This window comes from Ralstonia sp. 110700041-2, from assembly GCF_056280165.1.
Map to the genome: position 1 here is coordinate 24,315 of NZ_JBSFAI010000021.1, position 17,401 is coordinate 41,715.

Annotated in this window: 17 protein-coding genes; 13 read left to right on the forward strand and 4 right to left on the reverse strand. The window is 63.1% G+C overall.

Going from position 1 to position 17,401, the window contains the following annotated elements:
- Window positions 1–2: 2 nt before the first annotated feature.
- A complete protein-coding gene (locus ACUXH0_RS24840) occupies window positions 3–1,343 on the reverse strand; it encodes a carbohydrate porin (protein ID WP_024542252.1) in 1,341 nt (446 codons plus the stop codon).
- Window positions 1,344–1,554: 211 nt separating this feature from the next.
- Between ACUXH0_RS24840 and ACUXH0_RS24845 the strand changes: the two genes are divergently transcribed.
- The 7 genes from ACUXH0_RS24845 to ACUXH0_RS24875 all read left to right on the forward strand — a co-directional run bounded on the left by ACUXH0_RS24845 (window position 1,555) and on the right by ACUXH0_RS24875 (window position 8,454).
- Complete coding sequence (locus tag ACUXH0_RS24845; RefSeq protein WP_004626267.1) at window positions 1,555–2,469, forward strand: LysR substrate-binding domain-containing protein; 915 nt, start codon at window positions 1,555–1,557, stop codon at window positions 2,467–2,469.
- A 22-nt stretch (window positions 2,470–2,491) separates the two neighbouring features.
- Window positions 2,492–3,700: a CaiB/BaiF CoA transferase family protein gene (locus ACUXH0_RS24850; RefSeq protein WP_004626269.1), complete on the forward strand. Its 1,209-nt coding sequence runs from the start codon at window positions 2,492–2,494 to the stop codon at window positions 3,698–3,700.
- A gap of 88 nt (window positions 3,701–3,788) precedes the next feature.
- Complete coding sequence (locus ACUXH0_RS24855; RefSeq protein ID WP_012435309.1) at window positions 3,789–4,838, forward strand: ABC transporter substrate-binding protein; 1,050 nt, start codon at window positions 3,789–3,791, stop codon at window positions 4,836–4,838.
- Between the two features lie 64 nt (window positions 4,839–4,902).
- Window positions 4,903–5,715 (forward strand): ABC transporter ATP-binding protein, encoded by an 813-nt coding sequence (locus tag ACUXH0_RS24860; RefSeq protein WP_012435310.1) that lies wholly within the window; start codon window positions 4,903–4,905, stop codon window positions 5,713–5,715.
- Window positions 5,716–5,738: 23 nt separating this feature from the next.
- Window positions 5,739–6,530 carry an ABC transporter permease gene (locus tag ACUXH0_RS24865; RefSeq protein WP_012435311.1) on the forward strand — a complete coding sequence of 264 codons (792 nt, stop codon included), beginning with the start codon at window positions 5,739–5,741 and terminating at the stop codon, window positions 6,528–6,530.
- Window positions 6,531–6,617: 87 nt separating this feature from the next.
- On the forward strand, window positions 6,618–7,247 hold the full coding sequence (locus ACUXH0_RS24870; protein WP_024542253.1) for a TetR/AcrR family transcriptional regulator: 630 nt from the start codon (window positions 6,618–6,620) through the stop codon (window positions 7,245–7,247).
- 100 nt (window positions 7,248–7,347) lie between these two features.
- Window positions 7,348–8,454: an alkene reductase gene (locus ACUXH0_RS24875; protein ID WP_004626279.1), complete on the forward strand. Its 1,107-nt coding sequence runs from the start codon at window positions 7,348–7,350 to the stop codon at window positions 8,452–8,454.
- A gap of 74 nt (window positions 8,455–8,528) precedes the next feature.
- Here ACUXH0_RS24875 and ACUXH0_RS24880 read toward each other — a convergent pair whose 3' ends face one another.
- A complete protein-coding gene (locus ACUXH0_RS24880; protein WP_182594815.1) occupies window positions 8,529–9,503 on the reverse strand; it encodes an NADPH:quinone oxidoreductase family protein in 975 nt (324 codons plus the stop codon).
- A gap of 211 nt (window positions 9,504–9,714) precedes the next feature.
- On the opposite strand from ACUXH0_RS24880, the gene surE reads away from it, so the two are divergent.
- Genes surE through rpoS form a run of 4 tightly spaced genes read left to right on the forward strand, consistent with a single transcriptional unit; the run spans window position 9,715 to window position 13,404 of the window.
- Window positions 9,715–10,470 carry a 5'/3'-nucleotidase SurE gene (gene surE / locus ACUXH0_RS24885; RefSeq protein WP_182594810.1) on the forward strand — a complete coding sequence of 252 codons (756 nt, stop codon included), beginning with the start codon at window positions 9,715–9,717 and terminating at the stop codon, window positions 10,468–10,470.
- A gap of 15 nt (window positions 10,471–10,485) precedes the next feature.
- Entirely contained in the window at window positions 10,486–11,430 is a 945-nt protein-coding gene (locus tag ACUXH0_RS24890; protein WP_012435313.1) for a protein-L-isoaspartate(D-aspartate) O-methyltransferase, read from the forward strand.
- 1 nt (window position 11,431) lies between these two features.
- Window positions 11,432–12,259, forward strand: a complete 828-nt coding sequence (locus ACUXH0_RS24895; protein WP_012435314.1) for a peptidoglycan DD-metalloendopeptidase family protein — start codon at window positions 11,432–11,434, stop codon at window positions 12,257–12,259.
- 8 nt (window positions 12,260–12,267) lie between these two features.
- The gene (gene rpoS / locus ACUXH0_RS24900; RefSeq protein WP_012435315.1) at window positions 12,268–13,404 is read left to right on the forward strand and encodes an RNA polymerase sigma factor RpoS; all 1,137 of its coding nucleotides are present in this window, start codon (window positions 12,268–12,270) and stop codon (window positions 13,402–13,404) included.
- 31 nt (window positions 13,405–13,435) lie between these two features.
- Here rpoS and ACUXH0_RS24905 read toward each other — a convergent pair whose 3' ends face one another.
- The gene (locus ACUXH0_RS24905) at window positions 13,436–14,299 is read right to left on the reverse strand and encodes an endonuclease/exonuclease/phosphatase family protein (RefSeq protein ID WP_004626291.1); all 864 of its coding nucleotides are present in this window, start codon (window positions 14,297–14,299) and stop codon (window positions 13,436–13,438) included.
- Window positions 14,300–14,459: 160 nt separating this feature from the next.
- Here ACUXH0_RS24905 and rlmD point away from each other — a divergent pair, with 160 nt between their 5' ends.
- Window positions 14,460–15,812, forward strand: coding sequence for a 23S rRNA (uracil(1939)-C(5))-methyltransferase RlmD (rlmD, locus tag ACUXH0_RS24910; RefSeq protein ID WP_012435316.1), 1,353 nt, complete (start codon window positions 14,460–14,462; stop codon window positions 15,810–15,812).
- Window positions 15,813–15,904: 92 nt separating this feature from the next.
- On the opposite strand, the gene ACUXH0_RS24915 is transcribed toward rlmD, so the two are convergent.
- The gene (locus ACUXH0_RS24915) at window positions 15,905–16,606 is read right to left on the reverse strand and encodes a Bax inhibitor-1/YccA family protein (protein WP_004626295.1); all 702 of its coding nucleotides are present in this window, start codon (window positions 16,604–16,606) and stop codon (window positions 15,905–15,907) included.
- A 367-nt stretch (window positions 16,607–16,973) separates the two neighbouring features.
- Between ACUXH0_RS24915 and ndk the strand changes: the two genes are divergently transcribed.
- Window positions 16,974–17,399 carry a nucleoside-diphosphate kinase gene (ndk, locus tag ACUXH0_RS24920; RefSeq protein ID WP_004626298.1) on the forward strand — a complete coding sequence of 142 codons (426 nt, stop codon included), beginning with the start codon at window positions 16,974–16,976 and terminating at the stop codon, window positions 17,397–17,399.
- Window positions 17,400–17,401 lie beyond the last annotated feature (2 nt).

Genomic DNA, 17,401 nt, shown 5'->3' on the forward strand with positions numbered 1-17,401 from the left:
GCTTAAAATTCAGCGTGGACGCGTGCCCCGACGATTGATACCGGGCCGCGATCCCGGTTGTACGCCGGATGGACCACATACTGGTAGTTCAGGCCCAGCGTGAGGTGTTTGATGGCCGCCCAGTTGTAGTACAGCTCGGCGATGCGTTCGGTGCCGTAGTTGAGGGCGCCATCACCAATCAGTACGCCCATGCCGCCGGCCGCGAAATATTGGCGTGCCGCGCGCGACAAGCCGTTCACCACCACGGCGGCACCGAACGTGTCGTTCGGGCGTCCCCAACGATTGCCTTTCAGGGAGAACCCGGCCGACACCGACTGGTTGATGTCGGTGAACTCGAATGTTTCCTTGCTGCCGTCGTTCATGCTGGCCCGTGCGAAGACGCCCAGGTCGGAGGTGATTTCCTGCTCCAGGTTCAAGGCAACACCGGGGCGCCAGGCGAGGCGCCGCACGAGGCCCGTGTCCGGCGTGTTGCCCGTCTGTTGGGCGAGGTTGACCGCATCGCCATAACCACCCATCCGGCCTCGCGTTGCAAAGGCGAGCAGCTTGACCTTGCCCGGGCGGCCGAACCAATCATGGCGCGCTTCAAATTCGCCCACCCACTGGTACTGCTTCCACGTGGTGTCGATCGTGACACTGTTGGGTACCATCGAAAGCGCGAAGAGTCCGCCGCGCAGCGACCACCACGATTGCGTCCATTCCACCGCCAGACCATGCGTGTAGCCCCAGGCGTCCGCTGCATAGTCGAATGCGCCGGCATCGATCACCGCCCAGTTCAGGAAATCGCCCCGCGGGTCGTGCGCGTACGTGTTCGTGTCGAATATGTCTGCCACCGAGAACTTGCCGACGGTGATGGTGACGTTGTCTGCCGAGCGGCTGCCGGCAAGCTGGTTGGGGGCTGACTCTACTGCCTGCTGCTCGCCGCCGAGATTGATGACCTGCCGCAGGAACAAGCGCGGCAGCTTGCGGTAGGGAGCATTGTTGCCGATCTTGTAGGCCTCCCCGCTTGAGAAGCCGGCCAGGCCGACCGTATTGCTTAGTCCGAAACCTTGGTCGATTTCCGGGTTCGCGTACAGCTCGGCACCCTTCCACAGGCGCAGCCCGAGGTAGAGCGTGACGTCGACCGTCTCCTTGGTGTTGTTGTCAGGCGTGAGGCTATTGGTGCCGCTGTACGGCGAGCGGAACGACGGATGCCATTGCGTCACATTGGTGAACTGTCCATGCACGTTCCATCGCTCCGGCTCTGGGATGTCCGTGGCAGGCGTATCGGCGCCAGCCGCCAGCGCAGCGCTTTGCAGACTCAATACGAGCATGAAGGCCGCCGTGGCTTGTTGCACGGCTCCCATCAGAGTGAATGGACGGCGAGGGATGACGTGAAGAGGCAGCGAGGGCATGAGGCACGACAAATGGGGCAACCGCTAGAATTCCGGGCTGGCGCAGCCGGAATGAGGCAAAAACCCGGCCATGCTAAGCGCTATGTCATGACTTGCCGATGAAAACTGTAACGATTCGCATTGACCTGTCGCGTTTCTCCAACTCCGCCGGATTATCCGCATCATGAATCTCGCCCGCTTCGATCTCGTCACCCTCGGCCTGTTTGTGGCGGTGGCCCGGCTGGGCAGCATCTCGGCCGGGGCGCGCCAATCGCACCTGGCTGTGGCGGCGGCCAGCAAGCGGATTTCCGATCTGGAAGCGGCCGTGGGCGCGCCGTTGCTGTATCGCCATGCCGCGGGTGTAGAACTGACCGAAGCGGGGCAGGCGTGCTTCCGCCACGCTGTCGGCATCCTGCAGGACGTCGAGCGTATGGCCGGCGCGCTGTCGGACTTTGCCGCCGGCACGCGCGGGCTGGTACGCGTGTGGGCCAATACCTCGTCGATTACGCAATTCCTGGCTGACGACCTGGCCGCCTTCATGCTGGCCAATCCGGCCATCCGCATCGCGCTGGAAGAGCAGGACAGCGGCGATATCGTTGCCGCGCTGCGCGAGAACCGCGCGGACCTCGGCATCTTTGCGGCCGGTACACCGTGCGAGGGGCTGCAATCGTTCGACTATCGCGAGGACGATCTCGCCTTGGTCACGCCGCGCGGGCATCCATTGGCCGGGCGCAAGCAGGTTCACTTCGCCGACGCCGTGGATTTCGACTTCGTCAGCCTGCCGCCGGGCACGTCGCTGGCCGCGCAACTGGTCGACGAAAGCTTGCGTCTGGGCAAGCCGTTGCGCCTGCGCATCCAGGTGCGCAGCTTTGAAGCCGTTTGCCGGATGGTGGCCTCCGGCCTGGGCGTGGGCGTGTTGCCGCGCATCGCCGCACAAAGCCATGTATCGAGCCTGCCGGGCGCCGGTCTGGCGCTCGTGGCGCTCCAAGACGAATGGGCGCATCGCCGCCTGCTGGTGGGCGTGCGTGACCCCGATGCGCTGACCAGCTCAGCACGCCTGTTGATGACGCATCTGCTTGGCAACCCCGCCGCACTCTGAATTCAACGCTCTCTATACGACCATGCCGACACAGGTTTTGCAGGACATCCGCGTGCTCGAACTCGGGCAACTGATTGCCGGGCCGTTTGCCGCCAAGACGCTCGCCGACTTTGGCGCACAGGTCATCAAGATCGAGCCGCCGGGGCAGGGCGATCCGCTGCGCAAATGGCGGATGCTGCATGAGGGCACGTCAGTCTGGTGGGAAGCGCAGTCGCGCAACAAGCAGTCGGTCTGTGTCGACCTGCGTGTCCCGGAAGGACAGGAAGTCGTTCGCAAGCTGGCTGCCGAAGCCGATGTGCTGATCGAGAATTTCCGCCCCGGCACGATGGAAAAGTGGGGGCTGTCGTACGAGGCGCTGTCGACCGACAACCCGAAGCTCATCATGCTGCGCGTGTCGGGCTATGGCCAGACGGGCCCCAAACGGGATGAACCGGGCTTTGCGGCCATTGCCGAAGCCATGGCCGGCCTGCGCTATTTGACCGGTGAGCCGGGGCGCCCACCTGCCCGTGCAGGGCTGTCGCTTGGCGACACGATCGCCGGCCTGCATGGCGCGCTGGGCGTGTTGCTGGCCTTGTACGAACGCGATGCGCGCGGCGGCAAGGGGCAGGTGATCGACGTGGCGCTCTATGAATCCGTGTTCAACCTGACGGAGAGCCTGTTGCCCGAGTATTCGGTGTTCGGTGCGATCCGCCAGCCGGCGGGTGGGGCGCTGCCGGGCATCGCGCCGTCGAACGCCTACCGCTGCGCCGGCGGTGAATACGTCCTGATTGCCGCCAACGGCGACAACATCTTCCGTCGCCTGATGCAACACATGGGCCGGCATGATCTGGCCGACGATCCCGGCCTGGCCCGCAACGACGGCCGCGCGGCGCGTGCCGAGGAAATCGACGCTGCCGTCAATGCTTGGACAAGCACGCTCCCCATCGCCGATGTTCTGGCTGCGCTGCATGCGGCCGAAGTGCCCTGCGGTCCGATCTACACCGTCGCAGACATTGCCGCCGACCCGCACTATCGCGCACGCGGCGTGATCGAAACGGTGCGCGCGCAGTCGGGCATCGAGGTGGAGATGCCGGGCGTGGTGCCCAAGCTTTCCGCCACGCCGGGCGCCGTGCAGGCGAGCGCGCCGCGCCTGGGCCAGCACACGCGTGACGTACTGCGCGGCCACGGCCTGACCGATGGGCAGATCGATGCGCTGGTTTCGCAAGGCATCATTGCCGAAGTCAAAAGCTAAACAGCTAGGACGATCCCGCATGTTGTGTTGCAAATCGTTGCGGTAATATCGCCGCCGAGGCAGTGAACGCACAGAACAGGAGACAGGCATGGGGACACAAGTCATCGGGCGCTGGGCAAAGTGGATGGGCGCTGCACTGTGTGCGACGAGCCTGCTGGCTGCCAGTCCAGCCGTTCTGGCGCAGGGCAAACCTGAAAAGAGCAAGGTCACCATCGCGGTGGGCGGCAAGGCGTTGTTCTACTACCTGCCGCTGACGATTGCAGAGCGTCTGGGTTACTTCAAGGACGAAGGCCTGGACGTTGAAATCGTCGACTTTGCTGGCGGCGCAAAAGCCCTGCAGGCCGTGGTGGGCGGTAGCGCCGACGTGGTGAGCGGCGCGTACGAGCACACGCTGGTGCTGCAGGCCAAGGGGCAGATGTACCAGGAGTTCGTGCTGCAAGGGCGGGCCCCGCAGATCGTGCTGGCGGTCAACAACAAGACGGTGCCCAACTACAAGTCGATTGCCGATTTGAAAGGCAAGAAGATCGGCGTGACGGCTCCCGGTTCGTCGACCAACATCATGGTCAACTATGTGCTGGCGCGCGCCGGCATCAAGCCGAACGAAGTGTCGATCATCGGCGTGGGTCCGAGCAGCGGGGCGATTGCCGCCGTGCGTGCTGGGCAGATCGATGCCCTGGCCAACCTGGACCCGGTGATGTCGATGCTCACGCAAAAGAACGAAGTGCGCGTCGTGTCCGATACCCGCACCCTGGCCGATACCAAGGCGGTGTTCGGTGGCAACATGCCGGCCGGCTGCCTGTACGCGTCTACCGCGTTCATCCAGAAGAATCCCAACACGACGCAGGCGATGACCAACGCCATGGTGCGTGCGCTCAAGTGGCTGCAAAAGGCGGGCCCGTCGGACATCGTCAAGACGGTGCCCGAAGCCTATCTTTTGGGCGACCGTGCGCTGTATCTGGCGGCGTGGGAGAAGGTGCGTGAGGCCATCTCGCCGGATGGCACGATGCCGGCCGACGGCCCGGCTACGGCGCTGCGCACGCTGTCGGAGTTCGATGCGGAAGTGAAGGGCAAGCAGATCAAGCTCGACCAGACCTTCACCAATACCTTCGTGCAGAAGGCCAACGCCAAGTACAAGTAAGTCCCACAGGCTTTCAGCAACGCGCCCGGTTCCGCCCGGGCGCATTGCTTTTGGACCGCAGACCATGTCCCATCCCGCGCTTTCGTTCGATCAGATCACCTGCACGTTCATCTCGCCCGACACGCCGGGCCAGCGTTACACCGCTGTGCAAAACACCTCGCTGGAGGTGCATGCCGGCGAGTTCGTTTCGGTGGTGGGCCCGACGGGTTGCGGCAAATCCACGTTGCTGAATCTGGCGGCCGGCCTGTTGCAGCCGTCTTCCGGGCAGGTGCGGGTGTTTGGCGAGCCGCTGGTCGGTATCAACCGTCGCGCCGGCTACATGTTCCAGGCCGAGGCGCTGATGCCATGGCGCAGCGCGCTCGACAACGTGATGGCCGGGCTGGAGTTTCGAGGCATGCCCGACAAGGAGGCGCGTGATTTGGCGATGTCCTGGCTTGCGCGCGTGGGTTTGGCCGGCTTTGAAGACCGCTACCCGCATCAACTCTCCGGCGGCATGCGCAAGCGTGTAAGCCTGGCGCAAACGCTGGTGCTCGACCCCGACATCATCCTCATGGACGAGCCGTTTTCCGCGCTCGATATTCAGACGCGCCAGTTGATGGAAAACGAGGTGCTCGATCTCTGGGCCGCCAAGCGTAAGGCGGTGCTGTTTATCACGCACGATCTGGACGAAGCGATTGCCATGAGCGACCGCGTGGTCGTTCTGGCTGCCGGCCCCGGCACGCACCCGATCGGCGAATTCACCATCGACCTTCCGCGCCCGCGCGATGTGGCAGAGATTCGCGATCAGGCCGGCTTCGTCGACCTGCACTCGCGCATCTGGGATGTCCTGCGCGAAGAAGTGCTCAAGGGCTATGCGCAGCACCGCCGCGTGGCTTGACCTGAATCTGAACGATTGCATCCATGGCTAACCGTCCGCTTTCTCCATTTGCGCTGCGCACCTGGCAGCTTGGCCTGTTGGTCGTCACGTTGGGTGTGTGGCACTTCGCCACGCGCTCGCAGGAAGTCGCGTTCTTCTTTGGGGAACCGCTGATCGTTGCCCAGCGCATCTGGGCGTGGTTCGTGACCGAAGGCGATATCTATCAGCACCTTGGCGTGACGCTGGCCGAGACGGTGCTGGCATTTGCCATCGGCACGGCCACCGGCCTGGGTGCGGGGCTGTGGCTGGCGCTGAGCCCGGCTGCCTCGGCGGTGCTTGATCCGTACATCAAGGCCGCCAACTCGATGCCGCGCGTGATCCTGGCGCCAATCTTTGGCGTGTGGTTCGGACTGGGGATCTGGTCAAAGGTCGCGCTGGCGGTGACGCTGGTGTTCTTCATCGTCTTCTTCAACGTCTATCAGGGCGTGAAGGAAGTGAGCCCGGTCGTGCTGGCCAATGCACGCATGCTGGGCGCATCGCAGCGGCAGCTGCTGCGCTTCGTCTATCTGCCGAGCGCGACGAGCTGGGTGTTCTCATCGCTGCATACGTCAGTGGGCCTGGCCTTCGTCGGGGCGGTGGTGGGCGAGTACCTGGGCTCCGCGCGCGGTGTCGGTTACTTGATCCTGCAGGCCGAAGGTACGTTCGACATCAACACTGTCTTTGCGGGCATCGTCGTGCTGACGGTCTTTGCGCTGGTCCTGGACTGGCTCGTGGGCTTGATGGAAAAACGCCTGATGCGCTGGCAACCGAAGAGCGGCGAGACTGAAAAGCTCTGAGCGCGCTGACGACGCGAACGTCACATCGACCCTGCCAGGAGCAGGGTCATGCAGCTAGACGGTCGGTCTACTACAATGCGATCCGTCATGAGCAAGCACCCCGAACCCGTCACCGCTGAAGGCGCCGAAGCCCGGCACGACACCCGCGACCGCATCCTGGACGCTGGCGCCGAGCTGATCCTCGGGCGCGGTTTTTCGGCCGTCGGTTTGGCGGAAATCCTTGGCCGTGCGCAGGTACCCAAGGGCTCGTTTTATTACTACTTCGGGTCGAAGGAAGAATTTGGCGTCGCCATGCTGGAGCGCTATTTCCAGGACTACGACGCGGGCGTTGTCAGCCTGTTCAACGACACGCGCATCACCGCCCGTGAGCGGCTGCTGCGCTATTTCTTGGCCTGGATCGATCTGCATGAGCGCAGCGCGTGCGAGGTCACGTGCCTGGCGGTCAAGCTTTCAGGCGAGGTATCGGATTTGTCGGAGCCGATGCGCAAGGTGTTGTCGACAGGGATGACGCGCATGGTCGAGCGCATTGCCACCGCGATCGAGGCCGGTGTCGCCGACGGCTCGTTGGCGCCGGTGCAGGACGCGCACGAACTGGCCGAAGGCCTGTACGCCATGTGGATGGGTGGTGCACTGCTGGCCAAGGCGCACCGCACGGTCGACGCGTTCAAGAGCTGTGTCGCGCAAACGGAAGTGCTGCTGGCCAAGCCCAAACACTGATTCCATTCTGAAACCAATTGCCTGCGAGGCACGTTCCTCGCTTTTTCTTTGATTCCGGTTCTAGATGACCGGTCGAATAGTCCCTCTTCCAGGAGCTGATATGACTCAACAACTGCTGTCCCCGGTTCAGACCGGCCGTACGACCCTCGCGAATCGTGTCGTCATGGCGCCGCTTACGCGCTCGCGCGCCGGCCAGCCGGGTGATGTGCCGACCGAATTGAACGTGACCTATTACGCGCAGCGCGCAACCGCTGGTTTGATTGTCACGGAAGCCACGCAAATTTCCCGCCAGGGCCAGGGCTACGCCTGGACGCCGGGCATGTACACCGATGCACAGGAAGCCGGCTGGAAGACCGTGGTGGATGCTGTGCACGCCAAGGGTGGCCGCATCTCGCAACAGCTTTGGCACGTGGGCCGCATCTCCAACACGCTGCTGCAGGAAAACGGTCAGGCTCCCGTCGCGCCGTCAGCCATCGTCGCCAAGGGCGCGCAGAGCTTTGTCGTGCAGCCCGACGGCACGCCCGCCAATGTGCCGACCAGCGAGCCACGTGCCCTGGCCACGGAAGAAATCCCCGGTGTGATCGCGCAATACCGCCAGGCCGTGCTGCGCGCGCGCCGCGCCGGTTTCGATTTCGTTGAAATCCACGCCGCCAACGGTTATCTGCTGCACCAATTCCTGTCGACCAACAGCAACCAGCGCACCGACCAGTACGGCGGCTCTCTGGAGAACCGCGCCCGACTGATTCTCGAAGTCGTTGACACTGCCATCGACGAGATTGGTGCAGATCGCGTCGGCATTCGCCTGTCGCCGCACTTCGTCGCGCATGACATTGCCGACGCACAAGCCGAAGAAAGCGCGTTGTACCTCGCCCGCGAGCTGACCAAGCGTGGCATCGCCTACCTGCACATCGCCGAGCCGGATTGGGCCGGCGGTCCCGAGTTGACCAACGATTTCCGTCGTCAACTGCGCGACGCCTTCAAGGGCACGCTCATCGTGTGCGGCCAATACACGGCGGAAGAGGGCGAGCAAATGATTGCCTCCGGTCTGGCCGATGCCGTGGCGTTCGGACGCCCGTTCATCGCCAACCCAGACCTGGTGGCGCGCTTCCGTGCCGGCGCATCGCTCAACAAGCCGGATCGCGAAACGTTCTACGGCGGCCAGGAAAAGGGCTACACCGACTATCCGACGCTGGAGGAGGCGGCCTGATAAGTCGCTGCACCAAAGAAAAAGCCGCGCAGGTTGATCGCCTGCGCGGCTTTTTTTGTCTGGCGCCTAAGTCTTTAAGGCTGGATCACCACCTTGCCCGTCACCTTGCGTGCGGCCATGTCCAGCAGCGCTTGTGTCGTCTGCTCCAGCGGATAGCGCGCCGAGATATGCGGGCGGATCTTGCCTTCCTGCATCCAGCCGAGCATCTGCATCATGTTCGCCAGATTCGCCTTCGGCTCGCGGCGAGCGAATTCGCCCCAGAACACCCCAACCAGCGATGCGCCTTTCAGCAGTGCCAGGTTCAGCGGCATCTTGGGGATCTCGCCATTGGCAAATCCGACAACGAGGTAGCGGCCACGCCAGGCAATTGAACGGAACGCCGGTTCCGCATAGATGCCGCCGACCGGGTCATAGATCACGTCCGGGCCCTTGCCGTCGGTCAATTCCTTGATGCACTCGCGCAGGTCTTCGGTCGAATAGTTGATGAGCGCATCAGCGCCGTGGTCCTTGCAGACCGCCAGCTTCTCGTCGCTCGATGCTGCGGCGATCACGCGTGCGCCGATCGCCTTGCCGATCTCGATGGCCGCCAGCCCGACGCCGCCCGCAGCGCCCAGCACCAGCATCGTCTCACCAGCCTTCAGTTGCCCGCGATCGACCACCGCGTGGTGCGACGTACCATACGTGAGCGTGAATGCCGCAGCGGTGTCGAACGCCATGCCCGGCGGCATCGGCATCACCACCTTGGCCGATGCCTTCACCTGTGAAGCAAACGCGCCCTGGCCAAGAAAGGCGATCACGTGGTCGCCGGCCTCGAGGTGCGACACGCCTTCGCCTACTGCATTGACCACGCCCGCGACTTCCGAGCCGGGGGTAAACGGCAGCTCCGGCTTGAACTGGTACTTATTCTGGATGATCAGCACGTCAGGAAAATTCACCCCCGCAGCCTTCACGTCGATCACGACTTCGCCAGCACCCGGCGAGAGGTCCGGCAGCGTTTCGATCACCAGCGACTCGGGCGGGCCCCAGGTCTTGCAGACGACGGCTTTCATCATGTGTCTCCTCAACAGTCTTGCGTTGGATTGTTCGCCATCTCGCATGCATTGCACGCGATCTCGTCTGGCAGTGTAACCGAATAAAAGCACGATCGTTCGATTTGACCGGCTGCGATGAAGCGTCCAGCCTGTCGATGCGTATTTTGTAAGCGTGTAGAACGTGTGCCCAAGCACGATTCGCGAACGTTGCTCGGTTACAATCCGCGCCATGCATATTCTCATTGCCAACGACGACGGATACCTCGCCCCCGGGCTTGCAGCGCTGCATCGCGCGCTGAGCCCCCTCGGCCGCGTGACGGTGGTCGCACCAGAACAGAACCACAGCGGCGCGTCGAACTCGCTCACGCTGCAGCGTCCGCTTTCGGTGTTTGAAGCGACCGACGGTGCCCAGAAGGGTTTTCGCTTCGTCAACGGCACGCCGACCGATTGCGTGCACATCGCGCTCACCGGCATGATCGAAGAGAAACCCGATCTTGTCGTCTCCGGTATCAACCAGGGCCAGAACATGGGTGAAGACGTGCTGTATTCCGGCACGGTCGCCGCCGCCATCGAAGGTTACCTGTTCGGTATTCCGTCGATTGCGTTTTCGCAGGCCGACAAGGGCTGGGCGCACCTTGACGCTGCCGAGCGCGTCGCCCGCGAGGTGGTCGAGCGCTATCTGTCCGATCCGCTGGACGGGCCGGTCCTGCTGAACGTCAACATCCCGAATCTGCCGTACGCCGAGCTGGCAGGTTGGCGTGCGACGCGTCTGGGCAAGCGGCATCAGTCGCAGCCGGTGATCCGCCAGGCCAATCCACGCGGCGAGCCGATCTTCTGGGTCGGTGCCGCCGGCGATGCGAAAGACGCCAGCGAGGGCACCGATTTCCACGCCGTTGCGCACGGCCTCGTCTCGCTGACACCGCTGCAGCTCGATCTGACCGATACGGCCCAACTGCGCACCGTGCGCCGCTGGCAGACGCCATGATCGCCACGGTGGCTCATGTCTGAACGCCCGCGCGATCGGCGCTTCCCGTTGACGCTCGACGCGGTGGTCGAGCGTAAGCCCGTGGAGCGCCAGCGTGAGACGCGTATCTCGTCTGGGGTGAGCGCGGTGTCACGTCCCACGCCGGTGCGTGCGGCATCCGTCGAACGCGCGTCACCCGCATCCGCCCCCGCACCTGCGCCGCAACGCGTGGCGGGGGTCGACGCTGCGGTCGGCGCCGTCGCTGCGAGCGCCGTGCAGGCACGCACGGCGGCAGCGCATGCGGCGGCGGGCGGCATGGCGTCGGACCGCGCGCGTCAGGCATTGGTTGGCCGGGTGCAAGCAGGTGGCGTGAGTGACAAGCGCGTGCTGGCAGCAATCGGCACTGTGCCACGCCATCTGTTCGTCGATGCCGGCCTGGCGTCGCAGGCGTATGAGGATTCCGCATTACCGATCGGCCATCAGCAAACGATCTCGAAGCCGTCAGTGGTCGGACGGATGATCGAGTTGTTGTTGAGTGGACGGTCGGGCCGCACCGGCATGCCGCTGGCACGTGTGCTGGAAATTGGCACCGGCTGCGGCTACCAGGCAGCCGTTCTGGCGCAACTCGCCGACGAGGTGTACTCCATCGAGCGCGTTCGCCCGCTGCACGAAAAAGCCAAAGCGAACTTGCGGCCACTCCGCGTGCCAAACATCCGTCTGCACTATGGCGACGGCATGCTGGGGCTGCCGAAGGCCGCGCCGTTCGACGCCATCATCCTGGCGGCGGCGGGGCTGGAGGTGCCGCAGGCGTTGCTCGACCAGCTGACCGTCGGCGGCCGGCTGATCGCCCCCGTTGCCACCGACCGCAACAGCGGTCCGGCGCAGCAGCTCGTTCTCATTGAGCGTCGCAGCCGCTTCGAGTTTCACAGTACCGCGCTTGAAGGCGTTTTCTTTGTCCCGTTAAAATCAGGAACTGTTTAGCATGTTCATTTCCCGGAGCTCCATGAACCGTCCAAGCCCCGCACGCGCAGGCCGGCTCGCCGTGGCGATGGTGTCGGCCGCACTACTGGCGGCTTGCGCATCCTCCGGCAACCAGGCCCCTGTTCTCGACCGCACCTCGCGTGCAGGCAACGCTGGCACCGTGTCGCAAGAGCCGCCGCCCCCCGGCTACTATCGTGTCAAGCGTGGCGATACCTTGTACAGCATCGCATTGCGTAACGGCCAGGCGCCGCGAGACCTGGTAGCCTGGAACAATATCGCCAACCCGAACCAGATCGAAGTCGATCAGTTGTTGCGCGTTGTACCGCCGAACGCGGATGTCAGCAGCACTGGGGCCGTCGTTACGCCGGTTCGCCCGACCAATACAACTACGCAGCCAGTCGATTCCATCGCGGTCACGCCGCCGCCCACTGCGTCGTCCAGCGCTCCTGCCGGGGCAAGCGACAGTGCAATCTCGCTGGGCTGGCCGGCACGCGGCTCACTCATCAACCGTTTCGATGACAAGAGCAACAAGGGCATCGACATTGGCGGCAAACGTGGCGACGCGGTGGTTGCTGCTGACGACGGAAAAGTGATCCACGTTGGACCCTTGCGTGGGTACGGGAATCTTGTCATCATCAAACACAACGACACGTTCCTGACCGCCTACGGCAACAACGACAAGGTTCTGGTCACCGAGCAATCCACGGTCAAGAAAGGGCAGAAGATCGCCGAAATGGGCAGTACCGATGCGGATCGCGTGAAGCTTCATTTTGAAGTGCGCCGCAACGGTAAGCCGGTCGATCCGATGCGCTACTTGCCGCCTCAATAGAGGAATGCATGCCGCGCCAGAAAGCCGCCACGCCCGTCACCCCAGCCGATGACAACATCGACGCTGCTGTAGAGGGCCAGCGCACCCCAAACGGGCGCGCTGGGCGGCGTGCGCGCGGTGCGGCGCAGCCTCCTGCTGAAGAGATCGAAGTCGTCGATGCGCTTGTCGACGACCTCCCTGTTGCCGATTCCGCCGATCTGAACGACACGTCCGACAGTGCTGACGAGTCGGACGAAGAAGAGGAGGAGGGCGAAGAGGCCGAGGAGGCTGCACCCGAGGAAGATTTCCGCAAGGTGCTGCAGGCCGAGCTGGCCGCCGACACTGTTCAGCACTATCTCAATCGCATCAGCATCAAGCCGCTCCTGACGCCAGCGGAAGAGCTGCATTTCTCGACGCTGGCCAAGGCGGGCGAATTTGCCGCGCGTCAGGTCATGATCGAGCGCAACCTCCGCCTGGTCGTGAGTATCGCCAAAGGTTATCTGAACCGCGGTGTGCCGCTGCTCGATCTGATCGAGGAGGGCAACCTGGGTCTGATGCACGCGATCGAAAAGTTCGATCCGGAACGCGGGTTCCGCTTCTCGACGTATGCAACGTGGTGGATCCGCCAAAGCATCGAGCGCGCGATCATGAATCAGGCGCGCACCGTCCGTTTGCCGGTGCATGTGATTCGCGAGCTCAATCAGGTGCTGCGCGCTAAGCGCCATCTGGAAAAGAGCGGCGTGGATGGCCGAGACGCGAGCCTTGAAGACATCGCCCACCTGCTTGGCAAGACCACGGAAGAAGTGCAGGACGTGCTCTCGCTCAACGAGCACACGACTTCGCTGGATACGCCGTTTGATCTTGATCCGGGCACGAGCCTGCTCGACTTCCTATCGGACGAGCATGGCGCATCGCCGGATCAGGAAGTGGCCCATCGCGAGCTGTCGCAGTTGATGAAGTCGTGGCTCGCACGCTTGTCCGACAAGCATCGCTATGTGGTCGAGCGCCGCTTTGGCCTCAACTACATCGAGCCTGCAACGCTGGAAGAACTGGCCGCCGAGATGGGTTTGACGCGCGAACGCGTGCGGCAGATCCAGCAGGAGGCGCTGGTCAAGCTAAAGCGTCATTTCGCCTCTCAGGGCGTACGCAAAGACGCGGTGCTGTAAGGCGCCGCTGTCCCTCTTTCGTTCCCCTTTTTCAGTCGTTCCGCAGCGCCAGCAGCATCGGTTGATGATCCGATGCCTGTGTAGCGCTGTTGATTTCCAGGCGCAGCACACGCGGTTTCAGTGGCTCGCTAATCAGCATGAAATCGCACGCGTAGGCTGGTTCAGTCCAGTCAGCGCGGTCGTAGACACCGAAGGTCGGCGGCTGCGGCGTTGCGCCGTGCGCAATCTCCCACGCATCATGCAAAGCGGGTTCGCGAGCGAATGGCGCGGTGGCCAAGCGCTTGGGCATGGAATCCGCTTTGCAGTTGAAATCACCGCAGATGATGGTTGCCTTGGTCTGCGCGAGCGGCCGGAAAGGGCCCGCTTCGGGTTCTGCGCCAAGCGTGGCTGGTTGATTCGCACGCGCGCAACCTTCCGTGTGGATGGCTCGCAGCGCATCGATTTGCGCCACACGTTGCAGCTCCGAGTAGTACTCCAGATGGGTGGTGACGATGCGCAAGACACCAAACGGCGCCTGCACCACCGCCTCAATGGCCATTCGCGGCATGCACGGTGTGGCATCCGGCGGACAGGGCAATGCATGGCGCTGGATGTAATGCACGGGCAGGCGGGTGGCAATGGCGTTGCCGAAGCGCTGCACATGCGCGCCGTTGTGGCGCTCCAGCGCGAAGCCGCCGATGACGGTGTACTCGCTGCCAAGCGCCTCGGCGAGCTCGCTCCATTGGTCCGCGCCTGGTTGCCCCGGCAGATCACTGAAGCCGGAGGTGACTTCCTGCAGGCACAACACGTCGAATTCGGCCATCTCCCGCCCTTGCTTGAGTTGGCGCGCGAGGCTGACGTGCCCGTCGGCGCCACGGCCCCACTGGATATTCCACGTCAGGATGACGGTGCCCATGCTGGTCCTCCGGTATCTTACAATGCCGCCCTTGTCCTCATTTTGCCCAGGCTCGCTCGTGTCTCAAGCTGCACCCAACGTCACGCCTTCCTCTTCTGCTCCAGTAACGGTCGCGCCGGACACGCCGCCGGCCAAGCCTCGTGGTCGCCGCAAGCCCGAAATGCCCGTGGCGGGCCCGCTCGACATCGTCTCGCTGGATGGCGAAGCGCGCGGCATCGGCCGTTTGACCAACGAGGACGGCACGCCGGGGAAGGTTGTGTTCGTGGAAGGCGCGTTGCCGGGGGAGCGGGTCATGTACCGCAGTCACCGCGTAAAGCCGTCGTACGAGCAGGCGGGTGTCGTCAACATTCTGCGCCAGTCTGCTTCACGCGTGACGCCGCAGTGCAAGTTCTTTGGAGTGTGCGGTGGCTGCTCGATGCAGCATCTGGATTCGCGCGCACAGGTTGCGATCAAGCAGCGCGTGCTGGAAGACGACCTCTGGCATCTGGCCAAGCTGCGTCCCGACGTAGTATTCCGCCCCATTGCTGGCCCGGATTGGGGCTATCGCTATCGCGCCCGTCTGACCGTGCGCCATGTTGCGGCCAAAGGCGGCGTACTGGTGGGTTTTCACGAGCGCAAGAGCAGCTATGTGGCGGACATGACGTCGTGCGAGGTGTTGCCGCCGCACGTGTCCGCGCTGCTGGTTCCGTTGCGCGAATTGGTGGGCCGCCTGTCGATCGTACAACGTATGCCGCAGATCGAACTGGCGGTCGGCCAGGATGTAACCGCGCTGGTGTTGCGCAACCTAGAGCCGATTACCGCTGAGGATGAGGCGGAGCTGCGTGCTTTCGCCGATCATCACAACATCCAGTTCTGGCTGCAGCCGAAGGGCCCGGATACGGTCTATCCGTTCTATCCGCTCGATCGCACGCTGACGTACACGTTGCCCGAGTTCGGCATCACCATGCCGTTCAAGCCGACGGATTTCACGCAGGTCAATCACCAGATCAACCGGGTGCTGATGTCGCGCGCGCTGAAACTGCTCGACGCGCAGCCGGGCGATCGGCTGCTCGACCTGTTCTGCGGTATCGGCAATTTCACGCTGCCGATGGCCACACGTGCCCGCGAGGTTATGGGCATCGAAGGCAGTGAGGCGCTGACGACACGTGCGCTTGCCAACGCCCAGCACAATGGCCTGCACACGAAGACCTCATTCGCTTGCCGCAATCTGTTTGAGGTGTCGGCTGATGACGTTGCCGCGCTGGGCAAGTTTGATCGTTGGCTGATCGATCCGCCCCGCGAAGGGGCGCTGGCCGTGTCCAAGGCGCTGGCCGAGCTGTCGCAGAGCGGCGGTGATGCGGCCGATTTGCTGCCGAAGCGCATCATCTATGTGTCGTGCAATCCGGCGACGCTGGCGCGCGACGCAGGCTTGCTGGTGCACGAGGCAGGCTACCGACTGGCGGGTGCGGGCGTGGTGAACATGTTCCCGCACACGTCGCATGTTGAGTCGATGGCGGTGTTCGAGCGCGACTGATCTGAGCGATTCCGCGTCTCACGGACAAAGAAAAACCGGCGCACCAGGCGCCGGTTTTTTTCGCTGCGCTGTTGCCAGCGTGCTGTGCGTGCTTAGTTACGATTGCCGCCGAAGATCCCCAGGATCGCCAGCAGGTTCGTGAAGATATTGTAGACGTCCAGGTAGATCGCCAGGGTGGCGGTTACGTAGTTGGTCTCGCCGCCGTTCACGATGCGCTGCACGTCGAACAGGATGTAGGCGGAGAAGATCGCGATGGCCAGCACCGAAATCGTCAGCATCATCGCCGGCAATTGCAGCCAGATATTGGCCACCGAGCCAACGATCAGCACCAGCACGCCCATGAACAGCCATTTACCCAGGCCCGAGAAATCGCGCTTGCTGACCGTGGCTACCGTCGCCATCACACCAAAGATGATCGCCGTGCCGCCGAACGCCGTCATGATGAGCGACGCACCGTTCGAGAAGCCCAGAATCATGCCGATCAGCCGCGACAGCATCAACCCCATGAAGAACGTGAAGCCGAGCAGCAGTGCCACGCCCAGGCTGCTGTTCTTGAAGCGCTCAATGGCGTAGAAGAAGCCAAAGGCCACTGCCATGAAGATGACGAAACCCATCAGCGGGTTACGCCCCATCAGGTTGAATCCGGTGGCGACACCAATCCACGCACCGAGGATGGTGGGGATCATGGAAAGCGCGAGCAGCCAATAGGTATTGCGCAGCACGCGGTTGCGGACGGCCAACGCGCCGGCGGTGCCGGAAGCGCCAAAACCGTACGTGTTGAGTTGGTTGTCCATGCGAACTCCTTGGGTGAATGACATTGCAGACAATACGACGATACAGCGAATGTGGCATCCGAACCGGGCTTTTGCAAGCCACACCGTCCCTACTTGGAGAGTCAGCATGCCACGCGGTTCCGACTACTGGTGGGCGATCGCGCCGGAAAATGCCCTTGACGGGTGATTTTTTGTGCTCTCGATAAGGGGATGCTAAGGCGTGTTCGTCGGGCCGACGAGCCCTGTAGTGAAACGTGACGATATCGTCTCCTGATGCGGCCGGCGTACGCGGCATCCGGTTGCACCGCTTGACATCCATCCGGTTCCCTCCCGTGTTAGAATCTAACGTTTATCTTTCACGTAACACCTTCATTTTTTGGAGTTTTTGATGGCGCTCGAACGCACTTTGTCGATTATCAAACCGGATGCCGTGGCCAAGAATGTCATCGGCCAGATCTACGCCCGCTTCGAAGGAGCCGGCCTGAAGATCGTCGCAGCCAAGATGATCCACCTGTCGCGCGCAGAAGCCGAGCAGTTCTACGCCGTGCACAAGGAGCGCCCGTTCTTCAAGGATCTGGTGGACTTCATGATCTCTGGCCCGGTGATGGTGCAGGCTCTGGAAGGCGAAAACGCAATCGCCAAGAACCGTGACCTGATGGGTGCTACCGACCCGAAGAAGGCTGAGAAGGGCACGATTCGCGCCGACTTCGCTGACAGCATCGACGCCAACGCCGTGCACGGTTCGGATGCTGCTGAAACGGCTGCCGTGGAAGTCGCCTTCTTCTTCCCGGGCCTGAACATTTACAGCCGCTAAGC